At 70.3% G+C, this 20,459-nt stretch carries 25 protein-coding genes and 1 pseudogene; 9 read left to right on the top strand and 17 right to left on the bottom strand.

The window, feature by feature from the left end; genetic code table 11:
* Positions 1-59: 59 nt before the first annotated feature.
* Genes dsbD through ACLBXO_RS17755 form a run of 6 tightly spaced genes read left to right on the top strand, consistent with a single transcriptional unit; the run spans position 60 to position 5,094 of the window.
* Entirely contained in the window at positions 60-1,787 is a 1,728-nt protein-coding gene (gene dsbD / locus ACLBXO_RS17780) for a protein-disulfide reductase DsbD (RefSeq protein ID WP_447686158.1), read from the top strand.
* Between the two features lie 21 nt (positions 1,788-1,808).
* Positions 1,809-2,444 (top strand): DsbA family protein, encoded by a 636-nt coding sequence (locus ACLBXO_RS17775; RefSeq protein WP_447686157.1) that lies wholly within the window; start codon positions 1,809-1,811, stop codon positions 2,442-2,444.
* A gap of 24 nt (positions 2,445-2,468) precedes the next feature.
* Positions 2,469-3,140, top strand: coding sequence for a c-type cytochrome (locus ACLBXO_RS17770; protein ID WP_447686156.1), 672 nt, complete (start codon positions 2,469-2,471; stop codon positions 3,138-3,140).
* Positions 3,137-4,060, top strand: a complete 924-nt coding sequence (locus ACLBXO_RS17765; RefSeq protein WP_447686155.1) for a c-type cytochrome — start codon at positions 3,137-3,139, stop codon at positions 4,058-4,060. Before ACLBXO_RS17770 ends, ACLBXO_RS17765 begins: the two co-directional genes overlap by 4 nt.
* Positions 4,061-4,090: 30 nt before the next feature.
* Positions 4,091-4,861 carry a thiosulfate dehydrogenase gene (gene tetH / locus ACLBXO_RS17760; protein WP_331317440.1) on the top strand — a complete coding sequence of 257 codons (771 nt, stop codon included), beginning with the start codon at positions 4,091-4,093 and terminating at the stop codon, positions 4,859-4,861.
* Between the two features lie 8 nt (positions 4,862-4,869).
* On the top strand, positions 4,870-5,094 hold the full coding sequence (locus ACLBXO_RS17755; RefSeq protein WP_447686154.1) for a hypothetical protein: 225 nt from the start codon (positions 4,870-4,872) through the stop codon (positions 5,092-5,094).
* Here ACLBXO_RS17755 and ACLBXO_RS17750 read toward each other — a convergent pair.
* From ACLBXO_RS17750 to soxC, 13 genes are all read right to left on the bottom strand, one after another.
* The gene (locus ACLBXO_RS17750) at positions 5,067-6,035 is read right to left on the bottom strand and encodes a molybdate ABC transporter substrate-binding protein (RefSeq protein WP_447686153.1); all 969 of its coding nucleotides are present in this window, start codon (positions 6,033-6,035) and stop codon (positions 5,067-5,069) included. The two genes, ACLBXO_RS17755 and ACLBXO_RS17750, sit on opposite strands and share 28 nt — an antisense overlap.
* Before the next feature lie 93 nt (positions 6,036-6,128).
* Positions 6,129-6,968 carry a L,D-transpeptidase gene (locus ACLBXO_RS17745; RefSeq protein WP_447686152.1) on the bottom strand — a complete coding sequence of 280 codons (840 nt, stop codon included), beginning with the start codon at positions 6,966-6,968 and terminating at the stop codon, positions 6,129-6,131.
* Positions 6,969-7,103: 135 nt separating this feature from the next.
* Positions 7,104-7,619, bottom strand: coding sequence for a GlcG/HbpS family heme-binding protein (locus ACLBXO_RS17740; RefSeq protein WP_331317435.1), 516 nt, complete (start codon positions 7,617-7,619; stop codon positions 7,104-7,106).
* On the bottom strand, positions 7,606-8,061 hold the full coding sequence (locus ACLBXO_RS17735; protein ID WP_331317434.1) for a DsrE family protein: 456 nt from the start codon (positions 8,059-8,061) through the stop codon (positions 7,606-7,608). The genes ACLBXO_RS17740 and ACLBXO_RS17735 overlap by 14 nt, the downstream gene beginning before the upstream one ends.
* 13 nt (positions 8,062-8,074) lie before the next feature.
* The gene (locus ACLBXO_RS17730) at positions 8,075-8,542 is read right to left on the bottom strand and encodes a DsrE family protein (protein WP_331317433.1); all 468 of its coding nucleotides are present in this window, start codon (positions 8,540-8,542) and stop codon (positions 8,075-8,077) included.
* Positions 8,539-10,320, bottom strand: a complete 1,782-nt coding sequence (soxB, locus tag ACLBXO_RS17725) for a thiosulfohydrolase SoxB (protein WP_331317432.1) — start codon at positions 10,318-10,320, stop codon at positions 8,539-8,541. Before soxB ends, ACLBXO_RS17730 begins: the two co-directional genes overlap by 4 nt.
* Positions 10,317-10,625 (bottom strand): hypothetical protein, encoded by a 309-nt coding sequence (locus ACLBXO_RS17720; RefSeq protein WP_331317431.1) that lies wholly within the window; start codon positions 10,623-10,625, stop codon positions 10,317-10,319. The genes soxB and ACLBXO_RS17720 overlap by 4 nt, the downstream gene beginning before the upstream one ends.
* Positions 10,626-10,633: 8 nt before the next feature.
* Positions 10,634-11,503, bottom strand: coding sequence for a sulfur oxidation c-type cytochrome SoxA (gene soxA, locus ACLBXO_RS17715; protein WP_447686151.1), 870 nt, complete (start codon positions 11,501-11,503; stop codon positions 10,634-10,636).
* A complete protein-coding gene (gene soxZ, locus ACLBXO_RS17710; protein WP_331317429.1) occupies positions 11,500-11,811 on the bottom strand; it encodes a thiosulfate oxidation carrier complex protein SoxZ in 312 nt (103 codons plus the stop codon). The genes soxA and soxZ overlap by 4 nt, the downstream gene beginning before the upstream one ends.
* A gap of 28 nt (positions 11,812-11,839) precedes the next feature.
* Positions 11,840-12,325, bottom strand: coding sequence for a thiosulfate oxidation carrier protein SoxY (gene soxY, locus ACLBXO_RS17705; protein ID WP_331317428.1), 486 nt, complete (start codon positions 12,323-12,325; stop codon positions 11,840-11,842).
* A gap of 13 nt (positions 12,326-12,338) precedes the next feature.
* Complete coding sequence (gene soxX, locus ACLBXO_RS17700) at positions 12,339-12,686, bottom strand: sulfur oxidation c-type cytochrome SoxX (RefSeq protein ID WP_331317427.1); 348 nt, start codon at positions 12,684-12,686, stop codon at positions 12,339-12,341.
* Positions 12,687-12,706: 20 nt separating this feature from the next.
* A complete protein-coding gene (locus tag ACLBXO_RS17695; protein ID WP_331317425.1) occupies positions 12,707-13,375 on the bottom strand; it encodes a c-type cytochrome in 669 nt (222 codons plus the stop codon).
* Positions 13,359-14,660 carry a sulfite dehydrogenase gene (gene soxC / locus ACLBXO_RS17690; RefSeq protein ID WP_331317424.1) on the bottom strand — a complete coding sequence of 434 codons (1,302 nt, stop codon included), beginning with the start codon at positions 14,658-14,660 and terminating at the stop codon, positions 13,359-13,361. The genes ACLBXO_RS17695 and soxC overlap by 17 nt, the downstream gene beginning before the upstream one ends.
* Positions 14,661-14,871: 211 nt before the next feature.
* Here soxC and ACLBXO_RS17685 point away from each other — a divergent pair, with 211 nt between their 5' ends.
* Complete coding sequence (locus ACLBXO_RS17685) at positions 14,872-15,198, top strand: ArsR/SmtB family transcription factor (protein WP_331317423.1); 327 nt, start codon at positions 14,872-14,874, stop codon at positions 15,196-15,198.
* 2 nt (positions 15,199-15,200) lie between these two features.
* Positions 15,201-16,199, top strand: a complete 999-nt coding sequence (locus tag ACLBXO_RS17680; protein ID WP_331317422.1) for an MBL fold metallo-hydrolase — start codon at positions 15,201-15,203, stop codon at positions 16,197-16,199.
* Positions 16,200-16,204: 5 nt separating this feature from the next.
* On the opposite strand, the gene ACLBXO_RS17675 is transcribed toward ACLBXO_RS17680, so the two are convergent.
* Complete coding sequence (locus ACLBXO_RS17675; protein ID WP_447686150.1) at positions 16,205-17,242, bottom strand: YeeE/YedE family protein; 1,038 nt, start codon at positions 17,240-17,242, stop codon at positions 16,205-16,207.
* Between the two features lie 711 nt (positions 17,243-17,953).
* Here ACLBXO_RS17675 and ACLBXO_RS17670 point away from each other — a divergent pair.
* Positions 17,954-19,057 (top strand): adenylate/guanylate cyclase domain-containing protein, encoded by a 1,104-nt coding sequence (locus ACLBXO_RS17670; protein WP_331317418.1) that lies wholly within the window; start codon positions 17,954-17,956, stop codon positions 19,055-19,057.
* A 32-nt stretch (positions 19,058-19,089) separates the two neighbouring features.
* Here the strand turns inward: ACLBXO_RS17670 and ACLBXO_RS17665 are convergent, their stop codons facing one another.
* The 3 genes and pseudogenes from ACLBXO_RS17665 to ACLBXO_RS17655 all read right to left on the bottom strand — a co-directional run.
* Positions 19,090-19,476 (bottom strand): hypothetical protein, encoded by a 387-nt coding sequence (locus ACLBXO_RS17665; protein ID WP_447686149.1) that lies wholly within the window; start codon positions 19,474-19,476, stop codon positions 19,090-19,092.
* The gene (locus ACLBXO_RS17660) at positions 19,473-20,213 is read right to left on the bottom strand and encodes a hypothetical protein (RefSeq protein ID WP_447686148.1); all 741 of its coding nucleotides are present in this window, start codon (positions 20,211-20,213) and stop codon (positions 19,473-19,475) included. Before ACLBXO_RS17660 ends, ACLBXO_RS17665 begins: the two co-directional genes overlap by 4 nt.
* Positions 20,210-20,459 (bottom strand): annotated as a pseudogene (locus tag ACLBXO_RS17655) (RNA-directed DNA polymerase); the annotation flags it as partial. The pseudogene ACLBXO_RS17655 and the gene ACLBXO_RS17660, both read right to left, overlap by 4 nt.

Genomic DNA, 20,459 nt, shown 5'->3' with positions numbered 1-20,459 from the left:
AGGCTGTCGGCATGTCTTCCGCGTCATCCATATCCCCTCGCCGCGTCGCTCTCATCCTGTTGGCCCTGGTCTGCGCCGCGCTCCCCGCTGATCGCGGACGCGCCGAGGGCGCGCCCTTCGCCCTCACGGCTCAGCGGGACCCGGACGGGACGCTCCGGCTCGCTTGGCGCATGGCGCCCGGAATCCACCTCTACCGTGACCGGATCTCAGCCGCGACCGAGACCGGGCAGGCGGTCCCGGTCGCGACGCCGCCGGGCCACATGGAGGACGACCCGAATTTCGGTCCCACCGAGATCTACCGGACACACGCGACGGCGACGATCGCGCCCGGCGCCCTCGCGGGGATGAGCAGGCTCGTCGTCCGGTATCAGGGCTGCGCCGAGCGGGGCATCTGCTACCCGCCCGCGCGACGGACTGTCGATCTCGCTACCCTGGCGGTCCAGATGCCGGCGGCGACCCCCGCCGTGGCCGCCGCGGGCTGGGACCCGGCTCCCTCCGCCGAGACGGTGCCGCTGCTTCCCGCGCTGACCGGGCTGCTGCCCGTGCTGGTCGTGACCTTCTTCGGGCTCGGGCTGCTTCTGGCCTTCACCCCCTGCGTGCTGCCGATGGTGCCGATCCTTGCGGGCATGCTCGCAGGATCCGGGCCCGATCAATCTCCGATGCGTGGCCGCGGCTTCGTCCTCTCGGCGACCTACGCACTCGCCATGGCGACGGCTTATGCCGCCCTCGGGGTGGCGGCATCCTGGTCCGGTCGCAACTTGCAGATGGCATTGCAGTCGCCTGTCGCCCTCTCCGCGATGGCTGCCGTGTTCGTCGTCCTGGGTCTGGCGAGCTTCGGCCTGTTCGACCTGCGCCTGCCAGCCGCCCTGACTGCACGCTTTGCCGGTCGGCCCGGAGGGGCGTTGGGGCCCGTGAGCGGAGCGGCGATCCTCGGCTTCACCTCCGCGCTGATCGTTGGCCCCTGCGTGACGCCTCCGCTCGCGGCCGCCCTGCTCTACGTTGCGCAGACCGGCGATATCGGGCGCGGTGCGGCGGCTCTGTTCGCCCTCGGCCTCGGCATGGGTCTGCCGCTCGTGCTGGTCGGAACCTTCGGCACCCGTCTGCTGCCGCGCTCGGGGCCGTGGCTCCGCGTCACGAACCGCATCTTCGGCTTCGTCTTCCTCGGCCTGGCCGTCTCGCTCGTCGGGCGCGCAGTGCCCGCACCGGCCGCCCTCGCCCTCTGGGCCGCCCTCGCGATCGGGGGCGGCGTGTTCGCCGGCGCCTTCGACAGGCTGTCACCGACGGATGGTGCCGTCCGGCGTCTCGGCAAGGCGGCCGGGATCCTGGCCGTCGTCTACGGCGCGACGTTGGCCGTCGGGGCCGCCGCGGGCCAGGACGATCCGCTTCGGCCTCTGGCCTTCACCGCCGGAGCTCAGGCGCCCGAAGCCGAGACGGTGGTGCACAGCACGGCCGAACTCGATGCCGCCCTGGCCGGAAATCGCGGCAGCGGCCGGCCGGTCCTGATCGCCTTCTCGGCGGCGTGGTGCACCGCCTGCCGGACCATCGAGCGCACGGTGCTCGCCGACCCGGCGGTGCGGGAGAAGCTGCGTGGCGTCACGGTGATCCGCGCCGACATCACGGCCCCCGGTCCCCCGAGCGAGGGTCTGATGCGACGCTTCCAGGTCGCCGGTCCGCCCACCCTGATCTTCCTCGATGACAGGAGCAGCGCGGAGATCGCCGGAACGCGCTCGACCGGGGAAGTGTCGGCGGCTGAATTCCGCCGCGTGCTCGACCGCCTCGGCGCTTGATCCTCAGACAAGGACCGATCCATGGACCGCAGACAGCTTCTTCGCGCCTCCCTCGTCACGGCCGCCGCGTGGCCCCTGGTGCGCACGCTGAGGCCGGGACTCGCCTTGGCGCAGGGCGTGGACGTGAACGCCATCCTGCACGACCCCGACGCACCCGAGGCGGGGAACCCGAAGGGCGATGTCACCATCGTGGCGTTCTTCGATTACAACTGCCCGTTCTGCAAGAAGGCCGAGCCCGAACTCGAAGCGGCGGTGACGAAGGATGGCCGCATCCGCCTCGTCTACAAGGATTGGCCTATCCTCTCCGATGCCTCGATCTACGCGGCGCAGATGGCGCTCGCGGCCAAGTATCAGGGTCGATATCAGGACGTGCACGGCGCGCTGATGGCGATTCCCGGCCGCAAGATCGCGAAGGACCAGATGCGGCAGGCCATCGCCGGCACCGGCATCGACATGGCCAAGCTCGAAGCCGACCGGGACTCGCACAAGCAGGAAATCGGTAGCCTGCTCCAGCGTACGATGGCCCAAGCCGACGCGATGGGTCTGCAGGGAACTCCCGTCTACCTCGTCGGCCCACTCAAGGTGGCCCAGGCGCTGGATGCGAAGGGATTTCGCGACGCGATAGCGCAGGCTCGCGCCCGGCAGGCCGGACAGTAGAACCGAATACGTCGGGAGGAGGCGATGAGATCGTCAGGATGGAGTTCCCGGATCACGCTCGCCGGGCTGATGATGTCTCTCGTCGCCGGTCCGACTCGGGCTGCCGACGGCGGTGACATCGCCGGGAACGGAACGCAGGCCGGAGCCCCGGCCTGCGCCTCGTGCCACGGGGATCGCGGCGGCGGGAGCGCCGCGGATGGCTTCCCCCGCCTCGCCGGCCTCGCCGGCGGTTACCTCGTGCACGAGCTCGACAGCTTCGTCGACGGAACCCGCCAGAACGAGATCATGAGCCCCATCGCCCAGGCTCTGACGCCGGGCGAGCGGCGTGCAGTCGCCGCCTTCTACGCCGCACTCCCTGCATCGAAGGTCGCCGCGGAGACGTCGATTCCGGACACCACCGTCATGGCGCGAGGCAAAGCCCTCGCGGAAACCGGAGCGTGGTCGAAGGGGCTGCCCGCCTGCGCGCAGTGCCACGGGCCCGGCGGACAGGGGGTCGGTCCCGCCTTCCCGGCGCTCGCCGGCCAGCCGGCCGCCTACCTGAGATCGCAACTCTCCGCCTGGAAGGCCGGAACGCGGCACAACGATCCGCTCGGGCTGATGAAGGGCATCGCCGCCAAGCTTGGCGAGGACGACGGGGCTGCGGCGGCCGCCTACTACGCCGCTCTCCCCGCCTCGCCGGTCGGGGGTCGGCCATGAGTCTCGAGAGACGCGACGCGATCCGTTCGGCGGCCGTATCCATCCTCGGGCTAGCCTTGGCGCTGCTGCAGTTCAGTACGGCAGAGGCCGAGACCGAGACTGCGGGCGCCTTCGCGCCGCCGCCGGATTCGGCGATCCCCGACGACGCCTTCGGCAAGGTCATCCGTCAGGGCGAGCGCATCTTCCACGACACGAAGGCGCAGGTGCCCGGCTTCGTCGGCAACGACCTCCGGTGTTCGAATTGCCACCTCGACCGCGGGCGGCTCGGGCACTCTGCACCGCTCTGGGCCGCCTACGTGCTGTATCCGGCCTATCGGGCCAAGAATGGGCACGTGAACACCTTCGCCGAGCGCCTCCAGGGATGCTTCCGGTATAGCATGAACGGCAAGGCGCCCCCGCTCGGCGATCCCGCGCTGGTCGCCCTGGAGACCTATGCGGCCTTCCTGGCGGGCGGCGCACCGGTAGGGGTGAAGCTGCCCGGTCAGGGATATCCGAAGCTCGCCAAACCCGAGAGCCTCGATATCGGGCACGGCCGGGAGGTCTACGCCGCGAAATGCGCCCTCTGCCACGGCGGCGACGGCGCCGGACAGGCGAGCCCGGACGGAACCGTCGTGTTCCCGCCGCTGTGGGGCGACAGGTCCTACAACTGGGGGGCTGGGATGAGTTCGGTCGTCAATGCGGCAGGCTTCATCAAGGCCAACATGCCGCTTGGCCAAGGCGACAGCCTGACCGACCCGGAGGCGTGGGACGTGGCCGCCTATATCGACAGCCGCGAGCGTCCGCAGGACCCGCGTTTCACCGGCGACCTCGCCGTGACCCGCGCCGCCCATCACGACAGTCCCTACGACTACTACGGCCGGACCGTGGACGGCGTGACACTCGGCGCGCACGCCCCGCCCTCCGGCACCGTTCCGCGCTGACTCGAGACCGGCTCCGATCGGAGGACGATCATGAATTTCGCACGTCGTGGCCTTCTCGCCCTGGGAGCCGGCCTTGCCGCCGGCCTCGCAGAAAGTCGTCCCGCAGCGGCGACCGCCGCCTCCGGACCGCCCGAGGGTGCGCAGACCCTGCAGGCACTCACGGCTCGCCTCGCCGAGGCGCCGCGTCGCCGCGACTTCAAGACCGTACCGATGATCCTCGACCGACCCGATCTCTGGGATCACGAGGCCTTGTCGGAGGTGATCGCCTACCGCGGCGGCCCGCGGCAGGTCTGGGACAACACCGAGATCGGCGGACCCTGGCTCAACCTGATGCGCAATGCCGTGAACAATCAGGTGTGGTCGTTCCGGCACCCGGATTTTCTGGCGGCCTCGGCGACGCACGGCTCGGCCAACATCGCCCTCTACGATCAAGCGATGTGGGACAAGTACCAGTTCACCAAGCTCGCCGGCGAGAGCTTCAAGACCAACACACTCATCGAGCCCAAGTCGGCGGCGCAAGTGAGTGCGTCCGACTATCAGGATCCCGCCGGCATGTTCTCGCCGGCGAACAACAGCATTCCGGCGCTGATGGCCCGCGGCGTCGTGTTCCTGTCGTGCCACAACGCGATCTGGGAACAGGCGGCCGCGCTCATCAAGCGCGACCTCAATCCCGACCGCCTCTCGCACGAGGCGCTCGCGGCCGACCTCACCAACCACCTGATTCCGGGCGTGATCCTGACCCCCGGCGCCGTCGGCACGCTGCCCGAACTGCAGCAGGCCGGCTTCCACTACGCGAAGTGAACCGAGCGATGACGCGGATCGGCCTCTGGCTCCTGGCCGCGGCGCTGGGCCTCCCCGCGACGCAGGCCGCCGCGGGCAAGACGCGGCCGACACCGGAGGCGGCCTACCTGGAGGAGGCCTTCGCCCACGATCTCTGCACCCGCGACGACCGCGCTCTTCGGACGCTCAACCGAGCCCTCGCGCGGGGCATGCAGTCATCGCCGGCTCACGGCCGATATGCGCCGAAGCCGTAGCGAGCGAAGATGGATCGCGCTTCGTCGCTCAACAGGAATTCCAGCCAGAGCTTCGCCTCGGTTGGGTGAGCGGCGCCTCTGACAACAGCGCCGGCATAGATGCCGGTGGCGTTCAGGTCGGCCGGGATGTCGATGCGTTCAGTCGGTAGACCGGCCTGTTCTTGGAAGAGCGTCTCGGAGCGCCACGTGACGCCGGCCTCGGCCTTCCCCTGCATCAGCCAAACCGGCGTCTGTCGATGGTGCATCCGCGTGAGGTGGGTCGAGCCTCCGGCGACTTTCGTCTCGTACACCGCCGTCACCAAAGCATCGCCGCCCGCCTTCGCGAGCGCGGCCTTGATCTGACGCGCCACGCCCTCGTAGTCGGGGTTCGGCATGGCGAGCCTGATGTCCGGCCGGCCGAGATCGGCCAGCCCCTTTACCCCGGCTGGGTTCCCCTTGGGCACCATGATCGCGAGCTGGTTGGTGGCGTACACGGTGGGAGGGCCGACGAGATCGCCATCATCGATCAGGCGGTTCACAGCCCTCAGGCCCGAGAAGTAGGCATCTGGCTTGGCAGTCCAAGTCATGTTGCCAACAGTGATGCGCCCGCCCGCCCTCATCTGCCGGACCAGGAGGCCGGGCGGGATTGTCTCGTAGTAGACGCGGCCCTTCAATTCGGGGTGCTTCGCCTCGAAGGCGACCACCAGGGGCGCCATGGCGAAGAAGTAGTTGCCACCGACGTAGAGTATGAGCCCGGCATTGGTCAGGTCCCCGTGGAAGTCGGCGAGGTTGTCGGCCTCCTTGACGGTGAAGTCCAATCCCCTGTCGATCGCAGGATTGTTGGCGCCCCCCTGCCAGGGCGGAAGCCACGCGACCGACGGCTCGGCGGCGCGGCTTGGCACCGCGCACAGAGTCAGGGCGAACGCGATCCCAAGATGGGTGAACCCTTGAGCGCGAATCATCGCGGTACTCTCCCGTTGCGTCGGCCGTGTGCAGCATGAAGGCGCTCGTCGCGCGGCCCGGGCCGGGCGGGAGCACAGGTTCGATCGCGGGCATCAGCGACCGTCGCCAACCTCCGACTCATCCGCGACGCCGGAGGCTGTCCGACGGGTTCCCGTCGTGAGTTGCCGCGTCAGCGCATCGAGACCCGTCCGGTCAACGCGTCCGGCGCCGCTCGATCCGGGCACGATGCTCTCCGTCGTCGCTGGATCAGACCGGCCGGCGCTCGCGACCGCGCGCGGTCCCAGCACCACGACCTTCGATCCCGTCGGGACGCGGCGGTGAAGGTCGATGACATCCTGGTTGAGCATCCGGATGCAGCCGGAGGAGACGGCCTCTCCGATACTCCAGGGCTCGGTGGTGCCGTGGATGCGGTAGAGCGTGTCTTTGCCGTCCTTGAACAGGTACAGGGCGCGGGCGCCCAGGGGATTGCGCGCGCCGCCCTTCATGCCGCCGGCCCAGGGCCCGTACCGGTCGGGCTCCCGCCGGATCATGTCGGGTGTCGGCGTCCAGTTCGGCCACGCGGCCTTGCGGGCCACCGTCGCGGTGCCGGCGAACTCGAAGCCCGCCTTGCCGACGCCGACGCCGTAGCGCAGGGCCTTCCCGCCCTCCAGGACGAGGTAGAGGAAGCGGTTGTAGGGATCGACCAGGATCGTCCCGGGGGGTTCGGTCGTGTCGTAGTCGACCACTTGGCGGACGTTGCGCGCCTTGATGTCCTGCGGATCGATCGCCGGGACCGCGTAGGGCTCGTCGGTGATGGCCGCGTAGCGCCGCTGGACATCCGGCGGCAGCGACGCGACCGCGCCGGGCTCCGGGGCGCCCAGGGTAGCGGAGCAGGCGCCGAGCGCCGAAGCCGCCAGGACCAGAGCCGGCAGGGACGATAAACGGAGCGGCATGCGGAGGCCTTCAGAGGCAGCCCGGCGGGATACTCCGCTGCCGGCCGCGTCGGGCGGCAGGCGGGACGGAACGGGCGTCGGGCGGCGATCCTCGCGGCCGAGCTTAAGCCGCGCTTAAGGGCGCCCGGGCCCGTGTCAGAAGTCGAGCCGGTCCCGCACGGCTTCGATCCCGGCGGCGGCGCAGGCCTCGTCCCTGTCGCCACCCGGCGCGCCTGAGACGCCGACCGCGCCGACGACGCTTCCCCCTGCCTCGACGGGCAGGCCGCCCGCCATGGCGACCACGTTCGGCAGCCGGCCGAGGCCGGCATCGAGGCGTTTGTTCTCGATGCCTCGGGCGAACTCCGCCGTGCTGCTGCGGAAGCTCAGTGCCGTGTAGGCCTTCGATGACGCCGTGGCCGCCGAGGGCAGGCCGGCGAAGCGGTCGCGCAGCAGCACGAGGGGGGCGCCGAACCGGTCCATCACGACGACCGCGATCTGAAGCCCGTCGTCGCGGCACCGCTTCATGGCCGCCTGGGCGATCTCCAGGGCGATGTCCGGAGAGACCGACCTGTAGGTGACCAGCGCCTCTTCGGCGGCGACTGGCCGCGCGAGACTCATGCTCGCGACGGCCACGAGGACGGCGCGCCCGCGGATCGTCTCAAGGCCGCACATAGCTCCACCCCTGCTCCTGCCGCTCCATGATCTGCACCACGCCGGAAGGCACGATCGTCGCCTGCGGCAGCAGCGTGATCGGGTGTCCCTCGGCCTTCTCCATGGCGGTCTTGGTGTTGTTGCAGGCGGAGAACTGGATCTTCGACGGGAAGCCGTAATCGGCGAAATGCGCGATCCGGTCGGCGACCGCGGACTTGTCGGCCCGATACATGGCGAGGCCCGGCCCGAAGGCGACGATGTCGATCTCCACCTGCTCGTTCTGGGCGCGATAATAGTCGATGACGTTGGTCGCGTTGTTGAGCGTCAGGTTCATCGTGGCCGGGTCGGCCGTGTCCACCTGGAACACCACGCGATGCCCCTTACCGGCCTCGGCGGCCGCGACCGGGGCGGCAGCGAGCCCGGCCAGCAGGAACAGGATCAGGCGTCGGGCAGGCTGTCGCATGGCGGATCCTCGGTCAGGGCCGGACTAGGATGTACCCGGCCTCGGCGAGCGTCATGAGTTGCACAACGCCGGCCTCGACCGGGATGGCGTGCGGGTTGAGCGCCGGCCGCTGCCCGGTCTCGCGGGCAATGGTCTCGACGGTGTTCAGGCAGACGTCGAAGCGCACGCCCTGCGACGCGAGGCTGTCGACGGCCGCGCGGCGGGGGCTGTCCGCGCGCAGGAGATCGATGCCGGGCCCGAAGGCGACGACCTCGACGGCGACTTTGTCCGGCCCGTAGGCCTTCAGCACGTTGTTGGCGACGCTGAGCACGAGATCCTGCCGGTGCGGCTCCCGCTCTGACAGCTGCAGGGCGAGGCGGTGCTCCGCGAAGGCTGAGATCTCCGGTGGCGCGCCGCCGCCGACGGTCCCGGCCGCCCATGCAGCGGCCGGGACAAGGGCCGCGCCGAGGAGCAGCCGGCGCGGGAGGCCGACGCGCCTCACGCGGCTCCGCCGTAGCCGGGATTGTCCGCCACGCCGCCGACATCGACCGGCCGGTCGGCCGACAGGTGCGCCTTCGACGAGCGACCGAGATGGGCCTCCAGCACCTCCCATACCGGCTTGCCATCCTGCGGGTTCACCGAGGCCCAGCCCGCGACGCGGTACGTCTTGGCCGGATCGAGGGCGCCGCCGTCCGTGAGGGTGAGGTTCGAGAGGCGCTTGCCGCTCTCGGCACCCGGCTCGCAGCGGTAGCTCAAGCCGCCGACGCGGACCATGTCGCCGCCTTGCTGGTAATACGGATCCGGATTGAAGAGGTTGTCGCAGACATCCTCCAAGATCGAGCGGATCTGGGTGCCGGTCATCGGTTGGACGTAGACCTCCGAATAGGTCGTCGCGGTCTGCGCCAGGACGTCGGCAGCCGTGATCTCTCCTCCGGCAAGGGTCGTGGTCCCCCAGCGAAAGCCCGGAGACAGGGCAATCTCCGCGTCGAGTTGCCCGCGCAGGGCATCGCAGAGCAGGTGGTCCATCGTGCCGGTGAAGTTGCCTCGGCGGTAGAGTAGGCCTTCCGCGGTTGCGAGGCGCCGCCCGAACGCGGCCGCGTGCGGGGCCTCGAGGGCGGCGATCAACGCCTCCATCTCGGCATCGGGCTCGAGGAGGTCGGCGAAGACCGGGAGCAGGCGGTAGCGGATGCCCCGCAGGGAGCCCGGAGCGAGGTCGAGATCGACCACCGCCAGGAACTTGCCGTTCGAGCCGGCATTCGAGACGAGCGTCTTCCCGCCGGAATTCTCCACCGCGACCGGCTCGGGCACCGCGTCGTGGGTGTGCCCCCCGAGGATGAGGTCGATGCCGGAGACGCGGCTCGCGAGCTTCAGGTCGACGTCCATGCCGTTGTGAGAGAGCAGCACCACGGCGTCGACCTTCTCCTTCGCCCGCAGATCGTCCACGAGGGTCTGGAGTTCGCGGTCGCGGATGCCGAAGGTCCAATCCGGCGTGAAGCGCTTCGGGTGCGCGATCGGCACGTAGGGGAAGGCTTGGCCGATGACCGCGACGCGGCGGTCGCCGAATGCCTTCACGGTCGCCGGCTTGAACACTCGGCCGGACGCGGAATCGAAGGCCGGCGCCTCGTTGAAGGCCGCCTCCTCCGTGAGGAACACGTTCTGCGCCAGGAACTCGCCCTTGAACCTGTCGAGGTTGGCCCGCAGCCCGTCCTGCCCGTAGGTGAACTCCCAGTGGCCGGTCATGGCCTCGATACCCAGGAGATTGGCCGCCTCGACCATGTCGGCGCCCTTGCGGGCATTCGAGAGGCCGCTGCCCTGCCAGAGATCGCCGCCGTCGATCAGCACGGCATGTCCGCGGGGCGCCTCGGCGCGCAGCCGGGCGACGAGGCTGCTCAGGTGCGCGAAGCCGCCGAGCCGGCCGTAGCGCCGCGCGCCCGCCTCGAAATCGAGATAGGTGAAGGCGTAGGCTTCGCGGCTGCCGGGAGCGATGCCGAACCGCTTCAGGAACGCCTCGCCGACCAGGTGGGGCGGGCGGGCGCGCATCGCACCGATGCCGATATTGACGCTCGGCTCCCGGAACAGGACCGGCCGCAACTGGGCATGGGTGTCGGTCATGTGCAGAAGGCGGGCATTGCCGAACGGCTGCAGCGCGTAGAGCCCCGCGCCCCTGTCCTGCGCCAGGGTGCGGCGCCACAGGAACGGCAGTGCCAGGGCGGCGCCGCCGGCCTGGAGGAGTTGCCGTCGGCGCAGGCCGGGGCTCGATACGTCCAGCTCGCGCGTCATCGGATCACCGCATCCTTCCAGGCGGTCTTCTCTCGCTCGGTCTGCGCGATGGAGGCGCGGGCCAGCGCCTCGGCCTCCATCGCCCGCGCGACGGCCTCGTCGAAGCGGCCCGTCTCGGTCGCGGCCCTGGCGGCGGCGAGCGCCGTCGCCGTGGCGGGCCACTGGTTCTTGTTGGCGGCCGCCGTGTCCGAGAGCATCTTGGCCGCCGCGTAGGCCTGCCTCGCCTCCTCCGCCCCCGCCGCCAGGGCGGCCGAGGCCGGTAGCAGGAGGAAGGCGAGCGCGGCGCGCACCGTTGGCGAGACCATGGCCGACCTCACGGACGCGCGCCGGGGCCGGAGATCGGCAGCCCGTTGCTCATGAAGGAGAGGAAGTAGTCGACGTCGCGGTAGAGCACGTCGTCGGGGGCGAGCGGCGTTCCGCGGACTTGGCTGTTGCACGACATGTAGCGGCGGGTCGCCGTGCCCATGCCGCCCCATTCCGAGCGGTAGATCGGCAGCGCCGCAGTGATGCCGAGCGCTGGCGCCAGAACCTCGGCGCGGATGCGGTTCCCGGGATTCTGGACGTGGCAGCTCGCGCAGGAGAAGTTGAGCTGTCCCCGGCGGGTGTAGAAGTACTGCTTGCCGGCCTCGTAGGCCGCGAGCGCCCGCGGATCGTCCGGGACCGTGACGGTGAAAGGCTTCCCGCGCGAGGTGAACGCCATGTAGGCCGTCACGGCGGCCATATCGTCCTTGACGTAGGAATAGGGGGCCTCACCGTTCTCGGTGAGGCAGCGGTTGACCGCGTACTCCAGCGTGACGACCTCGCCGAGCCCGGGGTCGAAGCGCGGATACGTCTGACGCACGCCGATGCCGCCGTTCTCGAAGCAGCCCGCGAAGGTCTTGCCGTTCTTGAACGGCGTTTCGAACAGTTCCTTGCCGCGCTCGACCGCGAAGTCATAGGGCGGGAATTCTTCCTTCTCCTCCCATTGCTTGCGCATGCCCTCATCCATCGAGTAGGGCCCGTTCACGAAGTCCTCACGCGTCACGTTCGGGAACTTCTCGAAGAAGTAGGCCTGGAACGCCTTCAGGTCGGCCTTCGGATCGACGGCGTCGGCGGCACGCGCCACGGAGAGGCCGGCGACGAGGCCGAAGGCGAGGGCGAAGGCGAGGGCGAACCCGACCGCCGGGGCGCGGCGGGCACTCATCCGATCTTCGCGACGGACGAATCCGTCTTGCCCAGGTTATCCGTCCAGCTGACCTTGAGCTCGTCGCCCTTCCTGCCTCCCGAGAACTTGAACTTGAGGTAGGGGTCCTTCGAGACTGCGGGCCCCCAGAAGGCGGTGAACACCGCCTTGCCGTCGTGCTCGAAGGTGACGGTCTCGATATAGTGCGGGGGTATCAGCTCCCCCTTGGAATCCTTCACGTATCCGGAATCCATGGGATGCTGGATCAACGACTGGACGTCGGTCTGGTCGCCGCTGGCGGTCGCGCGCACGCGGATGGTCGATGGCATGGATGTTCCTCCGCTCGTGTTGGCGTCGTCAGCCGCCGCAGCCGCCGACCGTGACCTTCACTTCCCTGGTGGCGCTGTAGAGCTTGCCTCCGGCCTCCACGACGGCGATGACCGGCGTGGTCTTGGCCATCTTCAGGCGGCTCGCCACGGTGGGCGGCGTGCCAGGCGCGAACTTGTACAGGGCGGCCAGGGCACTCGGGTTCTCGGCCACCAGGATCGCGATCGCGGTCACGTCCGGCAGGTCGGTGCTGACCGAGACGGGCACGACGGCGCCGTTCTCGGCAATCTCGGGCGCGTCGAGCTTGACCTTGTCGGAGGCCGCGGCGGCCTGTCCGAACAGCGCCTTCACCGCGTCCGCCTCGCCCTTCTGCCTGAAGGCGTCGGCAGGGTAGGCGGCGGAACTGGCCGCCGCTCGGAGCGGAAATCCGAAGGCGGTCACCGCCAGAACGCTCCCGAGGCCCGCCGCCCGGAGGACGAAGCGACGGTCGAACATCTTGCTGTCAGAGGCAGCCATGTCGGCCTTCCTTTCAGTACGAATAGAGGTACTCGACGACGGACCGGATCTCCCGGTCGGAGAGGAGCAGGTTCCGTCCGAACGGCGGCATCACTGTCGCCGGGTTGCGCAGGGTTTCGTCTCGGATGATCGCGACCACATCCTCGCGGTTCGGGTATCGCTCCTTCAGGCCCGCCAGCGACGGGCCGATGTTTCCGGGCAGGTCGCCGCCCGGAATCGCGTGGCAGGACAGGCAGTTGCCCCGGCCGCGGTCGAACGCGATCGCCTTTCCCTCGGCCGCATCACCCTGCGCCAGCGCGGTACCGGCGGAGGCGAGGAGCAGCGCGGCGGGCAGCAAGGCCGTGGCGGGACGCCGATGCATGGAGGCCTCCTTGGGGGACGTCATTTCGGCTGCATGTCGTCGAGGGGCCCCGTGGTGCGCGGGGTCAGGGTCTTGCCCTCGGCGGTCGAGGTGATCACGACCGCCTTCGGATCGCGGCACCCGGTCATGCACGGCGCGACTCGGGTGTCGGGCCGCGGATCCGTCCAGGTGAAACTGCCGTGGTTCGGCATCCTGACCTTGGGCAGGCTGTCCTTGTCGGCCACGAAGTCGGCGGGCACGAGGTTGTTGAGGTTCAGGATGTACGCGGTGAGCGCGTAGATCTCGTCCGGCGCGAGGCTGCGCGGATTCGGGAACGGCATCGCCCGGTCGATGTAGTCGTAGAGGGTCGCGGCGAAGGGCCAGTAGCTGCCCACGGTCGGCTCCGGGCGGTCCGCCTTCAGGGTGCCTTCCCCGCCCGCGAGCTTGGGCCAGCGGTCGACGCCCTCGCCGAACGTGCCGTGACAGGCGGCGCACTTCTCGGCGAAGACCTCGCTGCCCTGGTCGACGCCGCCCTTGCCGGCCGGTAGGCCAAGGCCGTCATGGCCGCGCACGTCGATGTTCCAGGCGTCGACCTGCGCCTGGGTTGGAGGCGTGCCGTAGCCGTAGCGGGGCCTTTCGCCGGCCTGCGTGGCCCCGGCGAGGGCGAGCAGTGCTCCGAGAGCGAGAAGGGTCTCAAGCGGTCTGGACATCGAACACGCTGCCATCCGGCTTCACCTGCCAGGTCTGGATCGAGTTGTTGTGGTAGACCGAGTTCACACCGCGGACCTTGCGCAGATCGGCGATGGTCGGCTGTACGTATCCGGTCTCGTCGATGACGCGGGATTCGAGCAGGGCCGGCCCGCCATCCCATTGCCACGGCAGGGAGAACCGGGTCAGAGCCTTCGACAGGACCGGCTCGTGCAGGGCCGCGGTCTGCCAGTTGGCGCCGCCGTCGAAGGACACGTCGACCCGCTTGACCTTGCCATTGCCGGTCCAGGCGAGGCCGCGCACCTCGTAGAGGCCGGGCTTGCCGAGCGGCTTCTCGGGGCAGGGAAAGGTGATGACCGACTTGGCATCGATTCCCCAAGTAAATCCCCGCGATCGCCCGTCAGGCATCAGGTCGGTGTACTTGGAAGTCTCCTCGCGCGTATACCACGGCTGGTCGCCGATCTTGATACGCCGCAGCCACTTGACGCTGACATTGCCTTCCCAGCCCGGCACCACCAGACGCAGCGGATAACCCTGTTCCGGCCGCAGCGCCTCGCCGTTCTGGCCGTAGGCGATCAGACAATCGTCCAGGCACTTGGACAGCGGCAGGGACCGGTTCATGTGGGCGCCGTCCGCCCCCTCGAACATCACCCACTTGCCCTCGGGCTTCACGCCGACCTCCGCGAGGAGGGTCGAGAGTGGCACGCCGGTCCACTCGGCGCAGGAGATCATGCCGTGGGTGAACTGGAGCGAGTTGAGCTGCGCCCCGCGCCACTCCATGCCGCCATTGGCCGGGCACTCGATGAAATGGATGCGCGAGACCGAGGGGAAGCGGACGATATCGCTCATGGCGAGCAGCAGGGGGCGCTCCACCAGACCGTGGATCATCAGACGATGCTGCTCCGGATCCACGTCGACGCGGCCGGCATGGTAGCGCTCGAAGAACAGGCCGTTGGGCGTGAGGATGCCCTGCAAGTCCTGGATCGGGGAGAAGCTGATCGACGATTCCGTGCCGGCCGTCAGCCAGGGCACGTTTCGGCGGATCACGCCGGCCTCCTGCGCGGCGGGTTGACCGTAGGGCCGGTCCACGACCCCAGCCCCGAGGCTCTGCGACCAGGGATACTCGGCCGGCGGTCCCGCCTCTCCAGCCCCGGCGAGCTTCGGTAGCGCCGCGCCGCCCGCTCCCGCCGCTGCGAGCCGCAGGAAGCGCCTGCGGGCGAGGGCCGGCGCATGGGATCGCGTCGGCGCTCCGCCTTCTGGCGTGCGCCCGTCAGTCCGGTTCGTCACCGGCTTCCTCCCGAATTGACCGGCTCGCGCCGTTTCTCTAGGGCTAGCCAGCCGCCTTCCATCAGTCAATGCTAATTTAGCAAAATCTGATATAGGGACCGCCGTTCCGTTGCGGCGGTTCGCTGACTGGCCAGGGCGCCCCGTTCGGGCGACGATGGCCGCGATCTCTTCTCGCCCGATCCAATTTGGGCCAAGCCGGTTTTGCGAGACCATGCAGGCGACGACGATCGACGAGACGACACTGGATGCCTTCGCGGATCAGGCCGCCCAGGCCGTGCGGCTCCTGCGCCTGCTCGGGAACGAGCACCGGCTGATGATAGCCTGCCTTCTGATCGTCCACGGCGAGATGACGGTCGGGCAGTTGGTCGAGGAGCTGCGGCTCAGCCAGTCCGCCCTGTCGCAGCACCTCGCGCGGATGCGGGAGGACGGGGTCCTCACGTTCCGGCGGGAGGCGCAGACACTCTTCTACAGCATCAAGGACCCGAACGCCGTCGCGGTGATCGGGCTCCTCAAGCAGCTCTACTGCAAGGATCTCTGAGGATGATCCTTCGGGTCGCGCTGATCCTCGCCATCGTGATCGTGGGACCTGCGCGCGCCGCGGATTATCCGCCCCTCGGCACGCCGCTCACCGTGGCGCAGGTGCCCGGCGAGCCGGTCTACTACAGCATCGGCAACACGGGGGTGCCGAGCCAGGCCAACGAGGGCAACACGTCGAATGGCGGCTTCGTCGTCACGGAGGAGGGCGTGGTCGTGTTCGACGCCCTGGGCACGCCGAGCCTCGGCTGGGCGCTCCTGGAGCAGATCCGCAGAGTCACCGACAAGCCGGTCCGCTACCTCGTCGTGAGCCATTATCACGCCGACCACATCTACGGGCTGCAGGCGTTCAAGGATCATACCGGCGCGGTCGTGATCGCCCAGGAGCGCGCGGCGGAGTACCGCGAGAACGACGAGACCGCCGACGAGCGGGCCGATGCCCGCCTGCGCCAGCGTCAGGGCGCACTCGCCCCCTGGGTGGACGAGCACACGCGGATCGTACCGCCCGACATCACCTTTGCCGAGCGGGCAACCCTGACGCTCGGCGGCAAGCGCTTCGTGCTGCTCTATGCCGGGCCCGCCCACTCGGCGAGCGACCTGATGATGATGGTCGAGCCCGACGGGGTCTTGTTCGCGGGCGACATCGTCCAGAACGGACGGATCCCGCACATGAACAGCGATGACGTCGATACCGACCGCTGGCTGGCGGCCCTGAAGCGAGTCGAGGGCCTGAAGCCCCGCTTCATCATTCCCGGCCACGGCGCCCCCTCGACCGAGGCTGCGCGGGCCATCGCCTTCACGGCGGGCTACATCGCCGATCTCAGGCGCGTGATGACGGCGGCGGTCGACACGTGGACCGATTTCGACGCCGCTTATCGGGCCGCCGACTGGTCCGCCTACGCGACGCTCCCAGCCTTCGCCGCCAACAACCGCGGCAACGCCTACAGGGTCTTCCTGGAACGGGAAGGCGCGCATTTCACGGACGGCGGGAAGCCCGGGCCCTGAGGCGATCAGACCCGGCGCTCCACGAGGTAGTAGAGGCCGGCGCGTCCGCCCAGCGCGATAGACGCCAGGGCGATGGCGGAGCCGACGGAGAGCGTCGCGACTCCGGTGATCCCCTGGCCGATGGTGCAACCCAGAGCCGTGATACCGCCGGTCCCCATCAGGAAGGCACCGACGAGATGCCGGCGCAACTCGCCCGGATCGTCCGGCGCCTCCCAGCGGAATCGCCCGGCCTGACGTGCCTCGATAAACGCTCCGAGCAGGACGCCGACGACCGAGGCGATCCCGAAATCCACCTGCATACCGGAGGCCAACATCGCGAAGAGCACGGTGTCGCCGACCGGCCGGGCGAAACTCAGGGATAGCGGACGCTCGGTCCCGAACTCGTCGTAGCCGGCAAAGCCGGTCGCCCACCATCCGGCGGTCACACACATCCCGATCGCGATCGCCGCGGTGACGAGTTTCCGGTCCTGCCGGAAGGTACTGCCGGCGAAGGCGTAGACGGCGAGGGGGACGGCGCAGGCGGCCGCGAGGGCAGTCGCCGCGGTGCGCCCGAAACCCAGCAGCTCCGGGAGGAGCTGCGCGCGTCCGCCGGGCATCGACACGAAGAGCGGATCGACCGCCACCACCCGCACGATGGCGGTGAGCCCCCGCATTGCCATCACCGCCGAGACGGCGGCGACGAGGAGCGCGACCAGGGCCTTCAGGTCCCCACCGCCGAGCCGGAGCAGGTTGCCGAAGGCGCAGTTGCCCACCAACGCCATGCCGAACCCGAAGGTCAGGCCGCCGACGACGAGGGGGCCGAGCTGGAGCTGCGGTGTGGCGTACAGCGTCCGGTGAAGCGCGAGTCCGCTCAGTCGCAGGGTATGGACGCCGAGAATGGCCACCGCTATGGCGAGCGCCCAGGCGCGCAGGCGCCGTGTATCTTGCCCGTAAACGGCATCCTCCAGCGCGCCGAGCGTGCAGAAGCGGCCGCGCCGCGCGGCGTAGCCGAGCGCGCAGCCGATCACGAGTCCGAGCACCGCACGGACGAGATGCGGCTCCATCCATCCTCCCATCGCCCTGCCGACTGCAACCAACTACAGTTTCTCGGGTCTCAAGAAACTTCACGGCGCGGCTTAAGGGAAGCTTATGAGGCTGATCGCGCGGAACACTCTCGCGCGGCTCTGTCGACATTGGTCGGCCGCCAAGTGAAGGTATGAGCACTCGCCCGACGGACCCAATGCCCTGGTATCTCGGCTCCAAGCGGATCCATATCTAAGCGTGGATCGGCATCATGGGTCAGACGATCGGATCGGGTCGCATCGCTGCAGAAGAGCCGGCGTTAGCGGCGTCCGCTTCCGGTGAGAGCCGACCGCGATCTGCGCGGCCTGCAGGGACCGGCAGATGGCCGTCCGTTTTCAGGCGGCCCTGCGCCGAAGCAAACTCGCCGCGTCTGGCCAAATCCGCTTTGGCTCACCGCCTCCGAACCTCCCAGATGGGTGGATCTTTGCCGTTCCGCGCTTCATTGCAGATGCCCGCGGATACCGGTCACCGCCCGGTGAGGGCGAGCTCCCCCGCCTGTGGCCGCGCGACTCCAGGGGACGACGTCGTGTGGACGGCGCGAATCGCTCCCGATCGGTCACGGCTGACCGGCCCGTCTGAGGGCACCGGCCCGACCCGCCCGGCGCGGCGCGCCCCCGCCCTCTCGCCTTCGCCCCCCGCCATCGCGTAGGTCAAACCGTGCCCGCCGCCACGCTCGACCCCGCCGACCGCCCATGCTCCCACAGTACCGCTGGCTCTGGGCCCTGACCCTCCTCCTCGCCTCCGGCGGGGCGGGTCTCCTCTACAACCTGCTCTTCGTCGGCGGGGCCTCGATGCTCGCCGGCCTCGTCTACGCCCTGGCGGTCGGCGGGACGGTGCTGGCCTTCGTGCCCGGCCTGGCCCTGTCGGGCGTCCAGACGCGGCTGCGACGCCTGCCGGCGCTGATCTACATGCTGGCGGCCGAGCTGCTCTACGTGGTGCTGATCACGCTCGGCTGCGCCCTCGGCGGGCTGGTCGTCTGGGCCTTCGGCCTGACCGGCGACAGCCTGTCCACGGCGGTGCGGATCACCCCGCGGTTCCTCGCCTACTCGCTGGCCGTGTCGGCCCTGCTGGTCTTCGTCATGCGCATGCGCGACCTGATCGGCGGCGAGGTGTTCGTGAACTTCATGATCGGCCGCTACCACAGGCCGGTGCAGGAGGAGCGGATCTTCCTGTTCCTCGACGTGGTCGGCTCCACGGCCTTCGCGGAGGCCCACGGCGACCTGCGCGCGCAGGAATACCTCGGTGCCGTCTTCGCGACGTTGGCCGAGCCGGTGCGGCGCAACGCCGGCTCCACGGACGATTTCATCGGGGACCTCGCGATGATCACGTGGCCGATGAAGCGCGGCCTGAAGGACGCGCGCTGCGTGACCTGCGTGTTCGAGGTGCTCGACCGGATCGACGCGCAGGCCGCGGCCTGGCAAGCCCGGTTCGGCACGGTCCCGCGGCTGCGGGCGGCGCTGCACGGCGGTCCGGTGGTCACGGCCGAGGTCGGGGTCGACCGCCACAAGATCGCGTATTTCGGCGACGCCGTGAACGTCACCGCGCGGATCGAGGCCCTGTGCCGGCCGCTCGGCGTCGGCATCCTGATCTCGCAGGATCTGCTCGACCGGCTGGACCGGCTGCCCGAGGGCGTCCGCGCCCGTCCACTGGGGACGCACGCCCTGCGCGGCCGGGGCGCCCCCCTGGCGGTCGCCACCCTCGAGCGCGGGGCGGCGGTGCCCGACCGGCTGATCCCGGAGCGGAGGCCGGCGCCGCCGGTGCCGGATCGCGCCGAGGTCGTCGCGGTACCGCGCTAGGCCCCTCGTCTCCGCCCCGTGTCAGCCGGGTCTCAGCCGCGTCTCAGCCCGCGGCGGACCCAGCGCTCGCGGAGCCGCCGAACCCACGCGATCGGCGCGCCCCGCGGGGCCGCGGCCGGGCCGGCCCAGTCGGAGGCCGCCCCGAGCGCCGCCGGCAGGGTGGCGACGAGCGCCGCCGGGCCCTCGATGTCCCAGCCGATCACGCAGCAGCCGCAGCCGGTGCTGCGCACGCGGGTGAGCCGGCCGGCATGGGCCAGCATCCAGCGCTCGGCGGCGGCGACGTCCTCCCCGTCGCCCGCGTCCACGCACAGGGAGGCGCGCGCGTGGCCCGGGGCCGGCGGCCCCGCGGGCACCGGGTCGACCCGGTCGTAGAGGGCCCGCAGAGCGTCGGAATCCGGTCCGGCGTCGCCGGCGCTCACGGCGCGCCCATCGCGGCCAGCTGCCGCTTGGCGAAGGTGCAGGCCGCGAAGTCCGGGTTGATCGCGCAGGCCATGTCGAACGCCGCCCGGGCCCGGGACGCCTCGGCGTCGACGCCCTCGCCGAGGCGATAGGCCTGGCCGAGCATGGCGCAGCCCCAGGCGCCGCGCCGGTCGCAATCGAGGCGGAAGCTCCGGGCGAGGCAGGCATCCGTGTCGGCGCGCGGCGCGTCGCGGAAGGGATCCTCCGCGTAGCCGCCGTTCCGGATCCCGGCCGCACGGTTGGTGCAGCCCGCCGGGAACCCGCCCGCGCAGGCGAGGGCGTAGAGCCGCTCCTTGTCGAGGATGTCGGCGACGTCGAGGGAGTGGTGCTCCAGGGCGAGGGCGAGGTCGAAGCAGGCCGGCGCGTTCGACCACCGGGTGCAGAGCGCGTAGCAGGCCGCGGGCTCGCGCGCGCAGCGGCGCTCGGTGGGCCGCCGGGGCGCGAACGCCCACCGCCAGAGCGGCCGCTCCCGCGCGAAGGTGTCGGCCGGGCAGGTGCCGAAGCTGCGCAGCAAGGCCGGGTCCTGCCGCAGCGGCTCCGCGATCTCCGCGGCCTCGGCCTTGTTGAAGACGGGTGCGGCGGGCGCCTCCTCGGCCCGGGACGCCCCCGGTCCGAGCGAGAGGACCGGGGCCAGGGCGAAGAGCGCGGCGAGGCTGGTCCGGAGGTGCCCGGCAGGGAGGCTCCGGGCCACGCTCATCGGCGCCGTCGCCAGCGGCGCAGCAGGCGTCGCAGGCCGAGCAGCAGGGCGACCGCGAGGACGAGCAGCCCGAGCGCCGGGTGCAGAAGGGCGGCCGCCTGGAACAGGACGAAGATCCCCAGGACGACCTTCCAGGGCTTCATCGGGGCGTCGTCGGGCTCGGCGCCCGCGTCCGGCGCGGCCTCCGCGCGGGCGGCGGGCTCCGGCGCGCCGAGGCGCGGGCGCCCCGAGGCCGGCACGCCGCTG

The organism is Methylobacterium sp. C33D (genome assembly GCF_053345825.1).
Note: the sequence above shows the minus strand (reverse complement) of the source record. Positions and strands in the feature narration are given on the sequence as shown.

What these genes read in the sequence shown, in the direction of transcription:
- ACLBXO_RS17775 (WP_447686157.1), top strand. Translation starts at nt 1,809, where the DNA reads ATGGACCGCAGACAGCTTCTTCGCGCCTCCCTCGTCACGGCCGCCGCG.
- ACLBXO_RS17770 (WP_447686156.1), top strand. Translation starts at nt 2,469, where the DNA reads ATGAGATCGTCAGGATGGAGTTCCCGGATCACGCTCGCCGGGCTGATG.
- ACLBXO_RS17765 (WP_447686155.1), top strand. Translation starts at nt 3,137, where the DNA reads ATGAGTCTCGAGAGACGCGACGCGATCCGTTCGGCGGCCGTATCCATC.
- tetH (WP_331317440.1), top strand. Translation starts at nt 4,091, where the DNA reads ATGAATTTCGCACGTCGTGGCCTTCTCGCCCTGGGAGCCGGCCTTGCC.
- ACLBXO_RS17755 (WP_447686154.1), top strand. Translation starts at nt 4,870, where the DNA reads ATGACGCGGATCGGCCTCTGGCTCCTGGCCGCGGCGCTGGGCCTCCCC.
- ACLBXO_RS17750 (WP_447686153.1), bottom strand. Translation starts at nt 6,035, where the DNA reads ATGATTCGCGCTCAAGGGTTCACCCATCTTGGGATCGCGTTCGCCCTG.
- ACLBXO_RS17745 (WP_447686152.1), bottom strand. Translation starts at nt 6,968, where the DNA reads ATGCCGCTCCGTTTATCGTCCCTGCCGGCTCTGGTCCTGGCGGCTTCG.
- ACLBXO_RS17740 (WP_331317435.1), bottom strand. Translation starts at nt 7,619, where the DNA reads ATGTGCGGCCTTGAGACGATCCGCGGGCGCGCCGTCCTCGTGGCCGTC.
- ACLBXO_RS17735 (WP_331317434.1), bottom strand. Translation starts at nt 8,061, where the DNA reads ATGCGACAGCCTGCCCGACGCCTGATCCTGTTCCTGCTGGCCGGGCTC.
- soxB (WP_331317432.1), bottom strand. Translation starts at nt 10,320, where the DNA reads ATGACGCGCGAGCTGGACGTATCGAGCCCCGGCCTGCGCCGACGGCAA.
- ACLBXO_RS17720 (WP_331317431.1), bottom strand. Translation starts at nt 10,625, where the DNA reads ATGGTCTCGCCAACGGTGCGCGCCGCGCTCGCCTTCCTCCTGCTACCG.
- soxA (WP_447686151.1), bottom strand. Translation starts at nt 11,503, where the DNA reads ATGAGTGCCCGCCGCGCCCCGGCGGTCGGGTTCGCCCTCGCCTTCGCC.
- soxZ (WP_331317429.1), bottom strand. Translation starts at nt 11,811, where the DNA reads ATGCCATCGACCATCCGCGTGCGCGCGACCGCCAGCGGCGACCAGACC.
- soxY (WP_331317428.1), bottom strand. Translation starts at nt 12,325, where the DNA reads ATGGCTGCCTCTGACAGCAAGATGTTCGACCGTCGCTTCGTCCTCCGG.
- soxX (WP_331317427.1), bottom strand. Translation starts at nt 12,686, where the DNA reads ATGCATCGGCGTCCCGCCACGGCCTTGCTGCCCGCCGCGCTGCTCCTC.
- ACLBXO_RS17695 (WP_331317425.1), bottom strand. Translation starts at nt 13,375, where the DNA reads ATGTCCAGACCGCTTGAGACCCTTCTCGCTCTCGGAGCACTGCTCGCC.
- ACLBXO_RS17685 (WP_331317423.1), top strand. Translation starts at nt 14,872, where the DNA reads ATGCAGGCGACGACGATCGACGAGACGACACTGGATGCCTTCGCGGAT.
- ACLBXO_RS17680 (WP_331317422.1), top strand. Translation starts at nt 15,201, where the DNA reads ATGATCCTTCGGGTCGCGCTGATCCTCGCCATCGTGATCGTGGGACCT.
- ACLBXO_RS17675 (WP_447686150.1), bottom strand. Translation starts at nt 17,242, where the DNA reads ATGGAGCCGCATCTCGTCCGTGCGGTGCTCGGACTCGTGATCGGCTGC.
- ACLBXO_RS17670 (WP_331317418.1), top strand. Translation starts at nt 17,954, where the DNA reads ATGCTCCCACAGTACCGCTGGCTCTGGGCCCTGACCCTCCTCCTCGCC.
- ACLBXO_RS17660 (WP_447686148.1), bottom strand. Translation starts at nt 20,213, where the DNA reads ATGAGCGTGGCCCGGAGCCTCCCTGCCGGGCACCTCCGGACCAGCCTC.